This window comes from Pseudovibrio sp. WM33, assembly GCF_001623165.1.
In the GTDB taxonomy this organism is placed as follows: Bacteria; Pseudomonadota; Alphaproteobacteria; order Rhizobiales; family Stappiaceae; genus Pseudovibrio.
On sequence record NZ_LMCK01000110.1, the window covers coordinates 1 to 13,483 of the forward strand.

Below are 13,483 nucleotides of genomic sequence, written 5' to 3' on the forward strand. Positions count from 1 at the left end.
ATACAACACCTCCTTCGGGGGGGAATAAACTCGCCTGTCTTTTCCAGGTTTCTAACCTCCCGCTCGCCAGTGGGTCGTAGAAAACTCTTTGTCGTGCGGATCTTCAACAGCCAGAAAAGAAGGCTTTGAATATGGACGACACTGCATGCGCCTGTGGCGCCACAAATACTCTTCAAAATGAAATTGACGAAGTAAACATTGCTGTTTCTGATCTTCAGAACCTTGCATACATCCAGCATATGGTGCTGAGCGAGCGGATGAAGAACAGCTGCGAGCGTGATGCTTTGTTCACTCTGCACCATGCATTATCTGACCGCCTAGAGGCACTCAACAAGACCTGCGGAATTTTAACTGATGCGTTGTCCGGTACGTCCTTCCCTAAAGGATTTTCCGGCCACGCGACACGCAGCGTCGCCTCTCCACCAATGGTCAACACCAATACTGTGTCTCTTGATTAGATCACTGTAACCGGCACTCCAAGGGCTGGCAGTACCACCCTTACACAGCCCTTCATGAGTGTCCTGCTGGTCTGCGGCCGGGCGAATTGTGCCCGCAGGCCAGCGTTTTTGCGTGTGCGTTTGTATGGATGTGTTGGTGCTTTCCCATGGGCTTTAGGGGGTATGTATCCCGGCTCGGGGGCCGGGAAGACACCGGGGTGTTCGCCAGCACGAGGCCTAGATCTGGCGAGTTCCCAGAGACTGGCAGAAGCGGAGCAAGTAACCGTCTGGATCAGCGACGACGAACTGGCGGTTGCCGACTTCACTACTGTTTTTGCGGTACCACTTGTCCTCGGGCTCCAAAAAGAGCGAGACCTGCGCTTGCTTCAGTGCATGGAGCATAGGCTCTATGGTTTCTACCCCAATCTGCACGTTCAATCCCCTGCCGAATGGATAGGATTGCGGGGCGTGGCCATTGTCGAACGTTCGGCCTACTCCAATCTGGTCGATCATGATCTCCGCAAGGCCAAGGCGCAGATAACAAAACCCTTCTTCTGGCCGCTCGTAGACGCATTCAAAGCCAAGCACCTCGCAATAAAAGCGCTTGGATGCAAGCCAATCGGAGACGGCGAATTCAGGGACCAGCGGGCTGCTCATGCCGGAACGAGGCCGAGCAGGTTTGGTAGGGTGGTCATGGATTGGAACGGGTGGGCGCCGAAGAAGTTTGAGGGTGCAGGAATGGATTCCGGCGTGTAGGCGAAGCAGCGCATGCCGGCGCTAGCGGCGGCTTTCATGCCGGTGGCGCTGTCCTCAATGACGACGCAGTGCTCCGGGTTGATGCCTGCCCTCTTCGCGGCGTGCAGGAACAGGTCTGGTGCGGGTTTACTGGCGCCGACATCCTTTGCGGTGAAGACGTTGCCGTCAAACCATGGCAGCAGGCCGGTGATTTCCAGCGACATGCGGACCGTGAACGGATGTCCGTTCGAGCCAACGCAGATGGGGATTTTTGCGTTGGCGAGTTGCTTTATCACCTGCTGAATGCCGCTCACGGGCTGGACTTCCTTTTCCAGTAGAGCGTTTGACTGCTCGTGGAAGTCCTTGTTCCAATGGCTGGGCGCGTTCAGGCCTTGCTCTTTGAGGTAGGCTTCAACCTCGCGGCTGGTTTTGCCGACGAACATCTCCCAGCATTGCTGAAAGGTGAGCGGCGCCCCGTAGGACTGCAGCAAGCGGTGCAGAGTGCGGATGTAGAGCGGCTCGGAGTCCACAAGCACGCCATCACAATCAAAAATCACAAGTTTGGGTGGGGCCGACAAAAAAGACACTGCAATATTCCCGAGAGTAAAACCGGAGCCTAGCTTTTGGAGGCGGGCGTGGCAAGCGTGGTTTGATGGGTGGTTCTTGTGAAGACTAGCCTGCCACTTTGCGCATGAGGGCTTCGACTGGGCCGCGTTTGAAGAACTGGCTCCAGATGAGGGCGTAGATGACTGCTGTAGCGCAGAAAATGGCTGAGGCGAGGAAGGCTGCTTGCGGGGTTTGACCGCCGAGCAGGCCGAGTTCTTCCATCACGCCCATGCCGAGCAGGATGTGAGCGAGGTAGAGTGTTAATGTCTGGCGGCCTGCGGGGTTGAGGACGGTCAACACGCCGGAGCTTTTCAGCATTGGGGCTGCGCGCAGGCATACGCCGACGACCATAGAGGCGACGGACATGCCAGCCATCAGGTAAAACGGCATTGGCGGCACCGGGCTTGTGCCCACCAAATCGGCCAGTTCCGGCTCTACCATCGCGATGAGCGGTTGCAGGTAGGCACTGACAGCGTTGACGAGCAAGAAGACCAGAAGGCCGCCGAACATGAGCGCATCTTGCGTTTTGGTGGAGGAGAGGTTTGAGCGGCTTAGCATCACGCCAAACAGCAGGAACCCAAGCCACGGGATGACCGGATGCCAGCCGTTGAAGAACAGATTGCGGAGGAAACCGACGGGTGTCCAGAACTCAGGATAAGTCAGGTCGGTCCAGTTCCAGCCAGCGTCATAATCCAACAGGATGACCATGACCACCGCGGTAGTGGCCAGACCCGCAATGAGCCAGCCCAGAGTGCGGGTGCTCAATGGCAGCAGCAGAGCGCCGAAGAGGAAGTAGAACGCGTAGTAGTGCAGGATGTCAGCATCAAAAATGAGCATGTTGAGCAGGCCGAGCACGAGCAGGAAGGCAGCGCGTTTGACCGTGGTGAAGATGGTGAGGTTAAGCTCCCCTTTCATCCCCGCCAGACCAAGGCCGATGCCTGCCAGCACGACGAAGGTGGCTGCAGCGCGTCCTTCCAGTGCGTAGATGATGTTGCTGAGGATACCCTCAGCGCCTTCTGCACCCATCACGATGGAGAAGTTGACGATCACCATACCCACGAAGGCGATGAACCTGGCAAGGTCCAGCCCCTCCAGTCGCCCGATTTTAGTTGCTGCAGCCATCACGTTCCTATCCGACCTGATATGGCCTATACTGTTCGTTCTGCCTCCCAGAGCACCCCGCGTTCATTTACATTCGCGCACCGCACTCTAACATCTTTGTCGGAGCGAATTCTTTTCGTTTGCTTGAATCCAATCAAACGGAACACGCTCTAACCCCCAACGGGTTGCATGCCCTTTACCTTCTTCGTAATGCCGCCAAACAAGGTTTGAATTGCAAGTGCGCTGGCATCATTGGTTGCGATGTTTCCGGCCTGTGATGTGCTTGCTGCTGCATACAAAACAGCGTCCAGCGAGGCTATAATCCAGCTGTTTGGAATGAAGGAGAGAATGTCGCCTTCTTCCTTTGCGCGAACAATTAAATCACAGAGTTCCTTGTCGTGGCGCTTGATTTCTCTAGCAATTTCGGGATCATCCCAGACGTCGGGATTCTTCCAGAGGAAGTGACAGGAATCTGCATAAGGCACCAGAGCGCCTACAATGGCTTTGAGCTGTTCAAACGCTTTGCGCTTGCCTTTGATGGCTGCATAAGACGCTTCGTCCATCTGGTCTAAAGCGCGCAAGGCCACGTCACGCAGCAATTCCTCACGTGTGCCAATAACACGGTGAAGAGTTACGCGTTTTACGCCTGCGGCCTCTGCAATATCTGCCAGAGACGCCCGTGGCTGATTGTTGAGCACACGTACGGCTGCTTCCAGCAGTTTGTCTTTTGTGGTGTTGTTCAATGGTATCGACATGATACTTATATGTATCATTAGATACACAACTGTCAATAAAGGTCCTGTAATTTTCTGCAGGAAATAAGAAGGTTAAAAGCCCATGTTTCTTCTCAATACGACGGATTTTTTATGAATATTATCAAAAGAATGTGCCAAGCTTGCTTTGTGGCACCGGCTCTTTTCATGAGCGTGATTATTTGCCCACCAGCCTTGGCTGACCATTGGGTGCCCTGGGCGTTTTCATGGGACAAGAATGGCGCAACACAGCAGCATATCAGCCCGCAGCAGGGCTTGAGTAAAATAAAGACAACCTCTCTGTGGAGCCCGGATGGGGAGCTGCTGGTGGTTCAGCTGGTTTCTTCCAAGAGCTTCCAAAAGACAGTTGAGTTGCTGGACAAGGACATTTCCTCCAACAGCAATCCGGAACTGATTGCCCGGTATGGCACGCTTCTGACGTATGGGGCCTATATGTCGGAGGATGAAGGCGAGATGGCTGAGTTGGCAGCCCGTGCTGATGTTTATTTTGATCAGGCCCTGAGTCAAGATAAGGCCAGCTGGGGCGCGTGGCTTGGGAAAGCGACTCTCTATGGCTTCTCTCATAAGCGGGATCAGGAGGCTTCCTCCATCAAAATTCTGAAGTCCATGATTGAGGCGCAGCAGAAAACCAAGTCCAACTGGCATCATGTGTACCCGTATCTGGTGCTTGGGGCGATTTATGAGCAGAAGCGGGACTTTCTGACTGCCAAAGAAATCTGGACAGAAGGTCTGCAGCACTTCCCTAATAACGAAGCACTGCTTGCAAAAATGATCGACTGATCTGATGTGCTGGCGAGATAACCTCTTGCCAGCCCCTCTCCTGCTACTTTTTCTTCAATGCTCTGATGAAGGAATGCGCTGTTAGCCCGTGCAGGATAACGCTGAGGCCGATGGTGGTTACAGCAGTTGATGCGATGACGGAACTGCCCGGCAGGTTCGCATCCAGCACGATAATAGCGAAGACGATGCTTGCCAGACCTCGTGGGCCAAACCAACCAATAAAGAGCTTTTCTTTTGTGCTCAAAGGCTCACCGCGCAAGACGAAAAGGACAGGCAGAATTCTGACGACCGTCAGGCTCAGGATGGAATAGGCTAGGATTTCCCAAGTGAACTCGTGCAGGACTGAGCCAATGATAGCAGCACCGAAGATGAGCCATGTCATGAGGGAGAGCGAGTCCCCTATTCCTTCTGCTGAATCCAGGAGCTGCTCTTTGTAAGGCTTCTCCAGCCAGCCGAAAACAATACCGCCCACAAAGGCCGCGATGAACCCGCTGCCACCTGCCAGTTGCGCGACTGAAAAGCAGCAAATCGCCAGTGCAACGACAGTCACTTGCTCCCACGTTTTGGATTGCTCCTTGGTCTGGAAAGAGTAATCAATGATTTGCCCAGCGAGAATGGCAATGCCAATCCCCACAAGAACACCCAGGCCGATCTGCTCAGCAAGCAATTGCGCGGCCATTTTGTTCAGGTGACTTATCAGGGATGGATCAGCCGCAATTGGGAGGAGAGAAAACACAATTGGAACGCAGATGCCGTCGTTTAACCCGCTTTCGGCATTCAGAGTTCCTCTGATCTTGGCTGGTACAGAGGGATCTGTCACCACGGCCTTGCCAAGCGCGGCATCCGTTGGAGCGAGTAAAGCGGCCAGAATTGCAATCTCGATGACGGGGAGTTGTGGCAACAACGCCATCCCGGCTCCGATGCCAAATATGATTGTGAGCGGCAAGCCAACCAAAAGGAGCCGTCGTGGCAAGTCAATGTTGGTGGCAAGGACTTTGAGGTTTGCTTTGGCCGCATCCGTAAACAAAACAATGGCAAGGGCTAATTCGGCCAGTGTCTTGATGGATTCATTGGTGAGTTTGACCTGAAACCACCCCAAACCGTCATTGCCAAGCAAAAAGCCAATTATGCAAAACAGCAATGCTCCATTGATCGGCTTTTGCTCCAGCCGTCGGCTCATCACGCTGTACAAAAAAACCACTGCAAAGATGACGGTCAGATTTTGATAGGACATTTGGCCATTTTAATCCCGGCGGTGTCCACTATTCATGTTCAATGGATCGCCTTTAAGTTGCGCATTCCCGACACTCTAAGAAGATAGTCTTTGCATTGGTTTAAGCTGCACAAGCCGATTTGCCTCAGCGCCTCAACAGTCTCATTGCTGCCCAACGAAGACCTGCGTCGAATAATCAATCACGATTTGCTCGTCCTCCCCCCAATGTTCTTGCAGAATCTGATCAAGCTCAATCAGGAAAACGCCATTGCTTGCTTTGATCGCAGCTTGAACTTTTGAGGAGGATTTGGCCATTTCAACAAAATCCTGATGTGACATGGAACGGGACCAGGGGAACCGCCGAACGTTTGCCTGAGCAAAGCCTGCCTTTTGCATCTCCTGCGCATAGTCGAACCTGCGGTAATCTCTTGAGTAACTGGTGTTGTGCGTTTCGATTAAGGTTTCATAGGCATGCATGAAAGCCTTGCCTTCCAGCTGCCGGTTGTTCTCGATAATTACCAGACACCCCTGTGAGGTGAGGACACGCTGTACTTCCCGGTAGAACTTCGGTCGATCAAACCATTGTGCGGCCTGTGCGACGGTGATGAGATGAAAGGCACTGTCTTCGAACGGAAGCTTTTCAGCAGCGGCTTGATGCCAAGACACTTCACCTGCCTTATCCCTTGCTTTTGCCTGAAACAGCATGTCTTCGTTGACGTCGCATCCTGTAAACTTGCTGCCTGGTGACAGCCCTTGAAGTTGGCGCGTCAAAATTCCGGTGCCGCAGCCAACATCCAATAGATGCCCCTGCTCTGCACCTTTGGGCATCTCCAACAGATCCACGATGTGTTCCAGCGCATCCTGTGGGTAGCGCGGACGAGCTTGGTCATAGATTTTTTGCAGGCCGGAAAATGCGTGATCACTTGCGATATTCATGAAGTACCTCAATTTTGCATACATAAGTATACAAAAATCAAACCTGGCTCAAGTTGTTATTGGCAGATCATGCATCAGACACCCGAAGGCGGGATGTTCAGTTTCAGATACTCAGGCCAATCAACACTGTGATGTTTGATGTAAACTCACTTGTTCCATCTGTGTCGGGCAAGGTAGGTTTCTTCCATGAAAACAACGAATGATATCATTGATGGTGTACCCGTCATCGAAAAGCTCAGTGTTGATGAGCTTGCTGCTGGGAAACACCGTTTCTTCTTTAAAGCCTCCACAGACTCCCTGGGAAATTACCACCGTATTCCGGTGATTGTGATCAAGGGTGCGGAGCGCGGAACAAAGCTATTCATTCAGTCAACGCTGCATGGCGATGAGGTTCAGGGGGTGGATGTGATCCACCAGTTGTTACCGCATCTTGATCCAGCGGCTCTGAAAGGTACTGTTGTTCTGGTACCGGGCGCAAACCCTCCTGGCATGCAGCTGGCTTCGCGCTACTACCCTTCGCAAAATGAGACACAGACCTTCACAAACCTCAACCGCATGATGCCGGGGGATGCGAAGAGCTCAAATGCGGGAAGCCGGTATGCCTATGCGCTTTGGCATAATCTTTACATGGACAATGCGGATATCTTTCTGGATCTGCACACGGATTCAACCGGAACAGCTTTCCCATTCTTTATGTTCGCAGACTTCCGCAGTGCAGATGTATGTCGACTGGCCGCTCTTCAACCTGCAGATCAGATCCTAGAAGATGACGGTATTGATGGCTCGGTTGAGACTGAGTTGGTTCGGGCTGGCGTTCCATCGCTTACCATCGAGCTGGGCTGTGCCAATGTGTTTGATCCGGATATGACCCAGCGCGGCGTTCAGGGCATTTTGAACACTTTGATCGACTACGGGATGATTGCGGGTAAAGTGAACCTGCTTGGGATTGAAAGCTATGTGGGGAACGACGATGTGTCGATCACTGCAGACACTGGCGGGTTTGCGCGTGTACTCGTGCAACTTAATCAGGAGGTGACCAAAGGCCAGCTGGTTGCCACCATGACAAACGCTTTCGGCGATGTAGTGGCGAAGTACACTGCGCCTTGTGATGGGCGCGTGCTTTCCGTTTGCACCACTCCATTACGGGAACCGGGCGCGACCATCGTGCAGATACTGCGACGGGTATAGGTCTCACAGTGAGAGCAGGCCGCTTCGTAGTGACCTGCTCTCATTTTCATTTATGCATATCGTTTGGCACCGACAACACAGCCAACCACAACGACTGTCGCTGCAATCATCATTGACGAAATCGTCTCCTGAAGCAGCAGTGCTGCGAGCATGAGGCCGAAGAATGGTTGCAGGAGCATAAGCTGTCCAACCCCCGCTGCACCGCCCAGAGCCAGCCCGCGATACCAGAACACAAAGCCAACCAGCATTGAGAAGACAGATACGTACATGAGGCCATACCACGCGGTGGACTGACTATCCGGCAGCTCCGCAGGTACACTCAGGATTGCAGCTACCAGCATGACTGGAAGAGCCAGCACAAGTGCCCATGAAATGACCTGCCAGCCTCCCAGCTTTCTTGAAAGTGTCGCCCCTTCTGCATATCCAAGGCCGCACACAATAATTGCGCCGAACATGTAAAGTGAGCCGAGCAGTGAGCCCTCTGCATTTTGTGAGAGCGCGAACACCGCCACAGCAAGACTGCCCACACCTGAGAACACCCAGAAGAATGGTTTTGGTCTTTCCCCTCCTCTCAACACAGCGAAGATTGCCGTTGAGAATGGTAAAACTCCCATCAGAACCAGTGACTGGGCTGCTGTCATCTGCGCGAGTGCTAATGCAGACAGCAGTGGGAAGCCGATCACGACACCAAGTGCAACGACTGCCAATGACAGGATATCCTGCCGTTTTGGGAGAGGCTGTCTCAGCACGCTCAGCAACGCAATGCCCAGCAATGCAGCAATCACTGCGCGTATGCTTGTCAGAAAGAATGGATCAAATCCGGCGACCGCCGTGCGTGTTGCGGGTAAAGAGCCGCTGAAAATTATGACACCGAGCAGACCGTTTCCCCAGCCTGCTGAGCCTCTTTGTGCCAGTGATGCTTGCATCATTCACCTCCGTTTTCCGTTTTTTAGCGAGGTGGGGCTAGGCACAACAGCCACAAAACAATACAATTACAAGAAACTGTACTGCTACAATCATCAATACAGCAGGTGAGATGTAAAATGGCTTATGGGCAGCAAACACAACGTGTGATGCAGGCGGTGCGCAGCAAGATCAGCAGCCGCGCGTTGGAACCGGGTGAGAAACTGCCGAGCATCCGGGGGTTTGCCTCTACAATGAATGTTTCCGTCTCGACAGTGGTTGAGGCTTATGACCGCCTTGCTGCCGAAGGGATTATCTTTGCCCGCAAAGGGGCCGGGTTTTATGTCTCCCCGAAAACGCAGCCCTTTACGGTTTCAGAGATTGGACCGCATCTGGACAGGGAGATCGATCCGTTCTGGGTCTCGCGTCAGTCGCTGGATACCGGACGGGATATGCTCAAACCCGGGTGTGGCTGGATGCCAGCGGATTGGATGCCAAATGCATCCCTGCGCAAGGCCATTCGTAATTTGAGCAAGGCTGATGATCACTTGCTTTCAGATTATGCAACTACACGGGGAGCCAGCAATCTGAGACGGTTGCAGGCACGGCAGTTTGCGGCAGAAGGGATTGAGGTTGATCCGAACCAGATTTTGCTGACAGGTTCTGCTACCCAATCCATTGACCTGTTGTGCCGGTTTTTGCTGCGCCCCGGAGACAAGGTTCTTGTCAGTGACCCGTGTTACTTCAACTTTCAGGCAATCCTGAAAGCGCATCAGATTGAGATTGTGAGCGTGCCGTACACCAGGACAGGCATGGATTGTGAGCAGTTTGAGCAGGCTGTTGTGGAGCATAAGCCACGTTTTTACATCTCCAACACCTCCTTGCATAACCCCACGGGGGTCACCCTCTCTCCTCAAGGTGCTCATAAGATCCTGAGTATCGCAGCTCGGCATGATCTCATCCTGATTGAGGATGATGTGTTTTCTGAGTTTCTGCCAGAAATAACGCCACGCCTGACTGCCTTGGGTGGCTTTGATCGTGTGATCCGTCTTGGCAGCTTTTCTAAGACATTGTCGGCTTCAGTTCGGTGCGGATACATCGCTGCCAAACCAGAATGGATTGAAGCATTGGTTGACCTGCAAGTAGCCACCAGCTTCGGCGGCCCAAGTCCGATTGCGACAGAGTTGATTTACTCCTGCCTGAGTGATGGGTCCTACCGAAAGCACATGGAGGCCTTGCGTACTCGCCTCGCGAAAACACGGCGCGAGGTTTCCGCTAATCTGGCTGAGCTGGGCATTCAGACCTGGTTGATGCCAGAGGGCGGATTTTACCTCTGGTGCTCGCTGCCGGAAGGTATCGATTCAGCTGAACTCGCCCGTGCAGCCCTGCAGCAAAACATGGTTCTTGCCCCGGGCGATGTCTTCAGCCCAACCCAATCCATGGGCCAGTTCATGCGCTTCAACGTCAGCCAGATGGGAAACCCGATGACCTACGAGATTCTGGCAGACGTGATGTGTAATCTTTAGTGGGTTATTGCCGACCTCAATTCAGTAGGAACAAGCCCCCAAATCTTTGTTCTGGGGGCTTGTGGTTGATGTCACGCCTCTACAAATTCATCTGCGAGTAAGGCTGAGTGCACTTGTGTTCTCAGGTTAGTATGATCAGCAAGTTGAAGGCGCACGACTGCGCCGTGTTTGGGAGGTTTCTTCAATTGAAGAGGTTCTTCGTTTCCATCAAGAAGCCCACCTTGTCTAACAAGTAGTTTCAGAGCACTTCGTGACACTCCCAGCTGCTGAGCGAGCAATCTATCCAGTCTCAGATTGACGGGCATGACCGTGTTCAGTGCGATCTCAAGATCTGTCCAATCTTGCACCGTGCCCTCCACGATTTGCTTATGAATGGTGACCATCCCCTCACCTGGCGTGGCGACAGCAGGCAAACCCGTTTTATCAAAGGCATACCTTTTCACTTGCTCCGGGCAATTGATTTGCAGTGCTTCCAACAAGTCCGGGGCGATCTGCTTGCGGTTACGGCGTTCAAAAATCGAGCGATTCCACGTGGCATCGCAGGTCATGCATTTGTAAATGAGCCATGCGTCCAGTCTGGTGCCATTTGCATTGAGACGGAACTTCCCTGATGGTTTGAAGGGCTTAAGAACACCGCAGTTCTTGCAGGGAATGACTGGGTGTGGTGGGTTTTCTGGTTGAAGGGTCCAGACGCATTTAAGCGATTTCGACATGCTTTCAGGTTTCCACTTGTCAAAAAGCGGATGCGCAGCATGATGCCGTTACAGCACACGGTAAGGCTAAGGATTTTATAGAAAGCGGCGCGCAAAAGTGCGCAGGGATAGTGCCAGAAATCACGAGGCCAAACCGGTCTCATGCCACCATCCGCACAACAAAAAGCGCGCCGCAAAAGAGTATCTTTTGCAGAACAATGATAGGCTAAAAGAGACCGGTGATTACATAGGCAAAATGGATTTCTCACGTTGTTAAACTAGGCAGTCAGCCCTAGCAAAACATGCTCATCAGTGAAAGAGGCTTTGAACGCTGCGGAACTTTTCAAAAACTTACTGTGGCTTTGCCGCAACTTCTACCTAGGTATGCAATCTTTGAAAATTATTTATGGGCGTACAGTCTCTGGTTCGAGGTAACCTTTATAGGAAACGATGTGTCCTACCACTGGAGCGGAAATCTGGACATCAAATGAAAATCGGTCATCTGTCTCTTGCTCAAAGCTCTCTCCGCCAGGTAGCAAAAAGCGTGGCATTGGTATCGAAAATATGGACCATCTCCGCGGAATAAAACGCAGTTTTCCATCATCTAAGACGAGTGCCAGTGCAACCTTTACTGGTCCAAATTGCTCGGTTAACAGATAGCTGTCTTTTCCTGAGCCCACTTTCAGAAATGATCCAAACGTTTTTCCATCAAATGATCGGGTCCAGCTTACACCATTTTCTTCAGGAATCTGGGTGACACGTACAACCACCGACTTGGATTCTTTGGGAAACCCAAACAACCAACCTATTATTTTCGAGAGTAGCCCTGAACCTTGGTGAACTTCTGCCTGACCTTGCCACGTCTGTTTCTGGTCTAAGCCATGAAAGTCTTGTAACGGCGTTGGAAGAAGATTGAAGGCACTCCCAAGCACCTGTTTGAACGGGTTGAGCTCGGCTCTCTGATCCTGCCGGAATCCCATAGTGATCGGTCTCTTTTCAAAGAGTTTACTATAGTCTTCCAGCTCCAATTCCCGGGTTGCAGATCTTGCACCTGTTTTGGGTACTTCGCCTGCAAGAATTTTCCGAATAATTGCTTCGATGGCCATAGAAGGAATATATGGGCCATCGTCACCTTCGGCCAACATATGCCATGACTGTTCGACGGGCTTATTATTCGCTGCACCGCTTACATGAACAAACATGCCGCCTCTATGCTCGCCAAACTTAAAGAGATTCAATACCCGATAGAAAAGTGGAGATAGCGGTTCAAAGGATGGAAGCCTGAGTGTTGACCGCATCCGAGCCATCCAGTTTAACATCTTATGCAAAACCTCAGGAATAGGTCCCGCCCCCATCCAGATCGATTGCATTGTGGGATGCTCAGGTGGCAGGACTTGCAGTTCAGGCACGTCGACTAGCGAAAAATGGGTATTTCTCATGGGCAATTTGCCCGGTACAGAGATCGTGTAGCGCCGTGTTTCAGCAAGACCAATTGCTTGTGCACGTTCGCCCTCACGAAACAGCGTGATTGGCGAACCAGCATAACCAACAATCGCGCGCATTACGTTGAGACCAACTCCAGCAAATGGAGATGGCGCAATACCTCCAGTGACGTGGTGTATCTCCATCGTCTTAGAGATCTCCCGAAGGACACTTGCCGTCAGAACCGGAAAACTGCTTACGCCAGAGATCACAAAAATTCCGGCGGGCTTTGCCTGCTGGTCAAACTGCGAAACACCGAAGACAAAATCTGCGGCATCTGCAAAGTCGAGATAGTTCACCTTAGCTGCAATACAGGCTTCAACGGTGGCATATCTGTTTTGACCGTAGGTCTGAAACGGGCCTGAGGCATCAATTACAATATCAGGCTTTATTTCCGGTAGCTGGAGAGCAACATCCGTGCGGTCTAAAGCTAAAGGGGTGAGTGTTGCATCACCACTGTGTTTTTTACAGAAATCTTCAGCCTTATTACGATCACGTCCAGAAACGACAATCTCGAGACTCTCAATATTTAAAAGAAGTTCGATCAGTCGTCCACCAAAGACCCCGTAGCCGGCTAATACCAATATTTTCAAAATAACAGCCTTTTTTTGACTTCAGAATTTTGCACTGAACACAAATCTGCCCTGCCGAAAAACTTGTAGCGGTTACGAGCTACAACCCCGTATATCGCATCCTGCACAAAGCGCGGTAGAATTCGCAATACAAACAGAATGTTCCAAACTCCTCCAAGGCGTAAGCCAATGCGTATCAGCGCATCCAAAGAGGTATGTGCCGCTCCATTTTCCAGATACAGCCAGGTCGATGGATTAGATGGATCAAGTCCATAATGGACAGCCAATGCCTGACCCAGTCTGGATTGCAGAGGCACAATCCTGAACTCTACTTTCCTATCATTCCTTGCTATCCACGCAGCTCCCTTCGCACACAGTCCGCAGTGGGCATCCATGATTGAAATGGGTCCATCATCTGGGAATGCTGGGATACTGCTATCATCCCGATAGGAGAACTTGAGTTGCTTCGTTTCCATGCACAAGAGTTACCATTTTATATTGGTCACTGTAACGCAAAAACCCCGGAGCTGGTGCCCCGG

14 protein-coding genes are annotated in these 13,483 nt (G+C 52.0%); 4 read left to right on the plus strand and 10 right to left on the minus strand.

Going from position 1 to position 13,483, the window contains the following annotated elements; genetic code table 11:
* Positions 1 to 131: 131 nt before the first annotated feature.
* Positions 132 to 458, plus strand: a complete 327-nt coding sequence (locus PsWM33_RS19460; RefSeq protein WP_063295432.1) for a hypothetical protein — start codon at positions 132 to 134, stop codon at positions 456 to 458.
* A gap of 216 nt (positions 459 to 674) precedes the next feature.
* Here the strand turns inward: PsWM33_RS19460 and PsWM33_RS19465 are convergent, their stop codons facing one another.
* From PsWM33_RS19465 to PsWM33_RS19480, 4 genes are all read right to left on the minus strand, one after another.
* Positions 675 to 1,094 carry a bleomycin resistance protein gene (locus PsWM33_RS19465; RefSeq protein ID WP_063301329.1) on the minus strand — a complete coding sequence of 140 codons (420 nt, stop codon included), beginning with the start codon at positions 1,092 to 1,094 and terminating at the stop codon, positions 675 to 677.
* Positions 1,091 to 1,759, minus strand: coding sequence for an HAD family hydrolase (locus PsWM33_RS19470; RefSeq protein ID WP_208994648.1), 669 nt, complete (start codon positions 1,757 to 1,759; stop codon positions 1,091 to 1,093). The genes PsWM33_RS19465 and PsWM33_RS19470 overlap by 4 nt, the downstream gene beginning before the upstream one ends.
* A gap of 85 nt (positions 1,760 to 1,844) precedes the next feature.
* Positions 1,845 to 2,900, minus strand: a complete 1,056-nt coding sequence (locus PsWM33_RS19475) for a DUF418 domain-containing protein (protein ID WP_063301330.1) — start codon at positions 2,898 to 2,900, stop codon at positions 1,845 to 1,847.
* Between the two features lie 149 nt (positions 2,901 to 3,049).
* Positions 3,050 to 3,634, minus strand: coding sequence for a TetR/AcrR family transcriptional regulator (locus tag PsWM33_RS19480; protein ID WP_208986469.1), 585 nt, complete (start codon positions 3,632 to 3,634; stop codon positions 3,050 to 3,052).
* Between the two features lie 165 nt (positions 3,635 to 3,799).
* On the opposite strand from PsWM33_RS19480, the gene PsWM33_RS19485 reads away from it, so the two are divergent.
* Positions 3,800 to 4,432, plus strand: coding sequence for a tetratricopeptide repeat protein (locus PsWM33_RS19485; protein WP_153039977.1), 633 nt, complete (start codon positions 3,800 to 3,802; stop codon positions 4,430 to 4,432).
* A 43-nt stretch (positions 4,433 to 4,475) separates the two neighbouring features.
* Here the strand turns inward: PsWM33_RS19485 and PsWM33_RS19490 are convergent, their stop codons facing one another.
* The gene (locus PsWM33_RS19490; RefSeq protein ID WP_057464745.1) at positions 4,476 to 5,666 is read right to left on the minus strand and encodes a cation:proton antiporter; all 1,191 of its coding nucleotides are present in this window, start codon (positions 5,664 to 5,666) and stop codon (positions 4,476 to 4,478) included.
* A gap of 141 nt (positions 5,667 to 5,807) precedes the next feature.
* Positions 5,808 to 6,581 (minus strand): class I SAM-dependent methyltransferase, encoded by a 774-nt coding sequence (locus tag PsWM33_RS19495; protein WP_063301332.1) that lies wholly within the window; start codon positions 6,579 to 6,581, stop codon positions 5,808 to 5,810.
* Positions 6,582 to 6,767: 186 nt separating this feature from the next.
* On the opposite strand from PsWM33_RS19495, the gene PsWM33_RS19500 reads away from it, so the two are divergent.
* Entirely contained in the window at positions 6,768 to 7,769 is a 1,002-nt protein-coding gene (locus PsWM33_RS19500; RefSeq protein ID WP_063301333.1) for a succinylglutamate desuccinylase/aspartoacylase family protein, read from the plus strand.
* A gap of 50 nt (positions 7,770 to 7,819) precedes the next feature.
* On the opposite strand, the gene PsWM33_RS19505 is transcribed toward PsWM33_RS19500, so the two are convergent.
* The gene (locus tag PsWM33_RS19505; RefSeq protein ID WP_063301410.1) at positions 7,820 to 8,695 is read right to left on the minus strand and encodes a DMT family transporter; all 876 of its coding nucleotides are present in this window, start codon (positions 8,693 to 8,695) and stop codon (positions 7,820 to 7,822) included.
* A 117-nt stretch (positions 8,696 to 8,812) separates the two neighbouring features.
* On the opposite strand from PsWM33_RS19505, the gene PsWM33_RS19510 reads away from it, so the two are divergent.
* Positions 8,813 to 10,198, plus strand: coding sequence for an aminotransferase-like domain-containing protein (locus tag PsWM33_RS19510; RefSeq protein ID WP_063301334.1), 1,386 nt, complete (start codon positions 8,813 to 8,815; stop codon positions 10,196 to 10,198).
* A 71-nt stretch (positions 10,199 to 10,269) separates the two neighbouring features.
* Here PsWM33_RS19510 and PsWM33_RS19515 read toward each other — a convergent pair whose 3' ends face one another.
* The 3 genes from PsWM33_RS19515 to PsWM33_RS19525 all read right to left on the minus strand — a co-directional run bounded on the left by PsWM33_RS19515 (position 10,270) and on the right by PsWM33_RS19525 (position 13,420).
* The gene (locus PsWM33_RS19515; protein ID WP_063301335.1) at positions 10,270 to 10,911 is read right to left on the minus strand and encodes a DUF1062 domain-containing protein; all 642 of its coding nucleotides are present in this window, start codon (positions 10,909 to 10,911) and stop codon (positions 10,270 to 10,272) included.
* 383 nt (positions 10,912 to 11,294) lie between these two features.
* Positions 11,295 to 12,965 carry an SDR family oxidoreductase gene (locus tag PsWM33_RS19520; RefSeq protein ID WP_063301336.1) on the minus strand — a complete coding sequence of 557 codons (1,671 nt, stop codon included), beginning with the start codon at positions 12,963 to 12,965 and terminating at the stop codon, positions 11,295 to 11,297.
* Positions 12,962 to 13,420, minus strand: a complete 459-nt coding sequence (locus tag PsWM33_RS19525; protein WP_063286944.1) for a thiol-disulfide oxidoreductase DCC family protein — start codon at positions 13,418 to 13,420, stop codon at positions 12,962 to 12,964. Before PsWM33_RS19525 ends, PsWM33_RS19520 begins: the two co-directional genes overlap by 4 nt.
* Positions 13,421 to 13,483 lie beyond the last annotated feature (63 nt).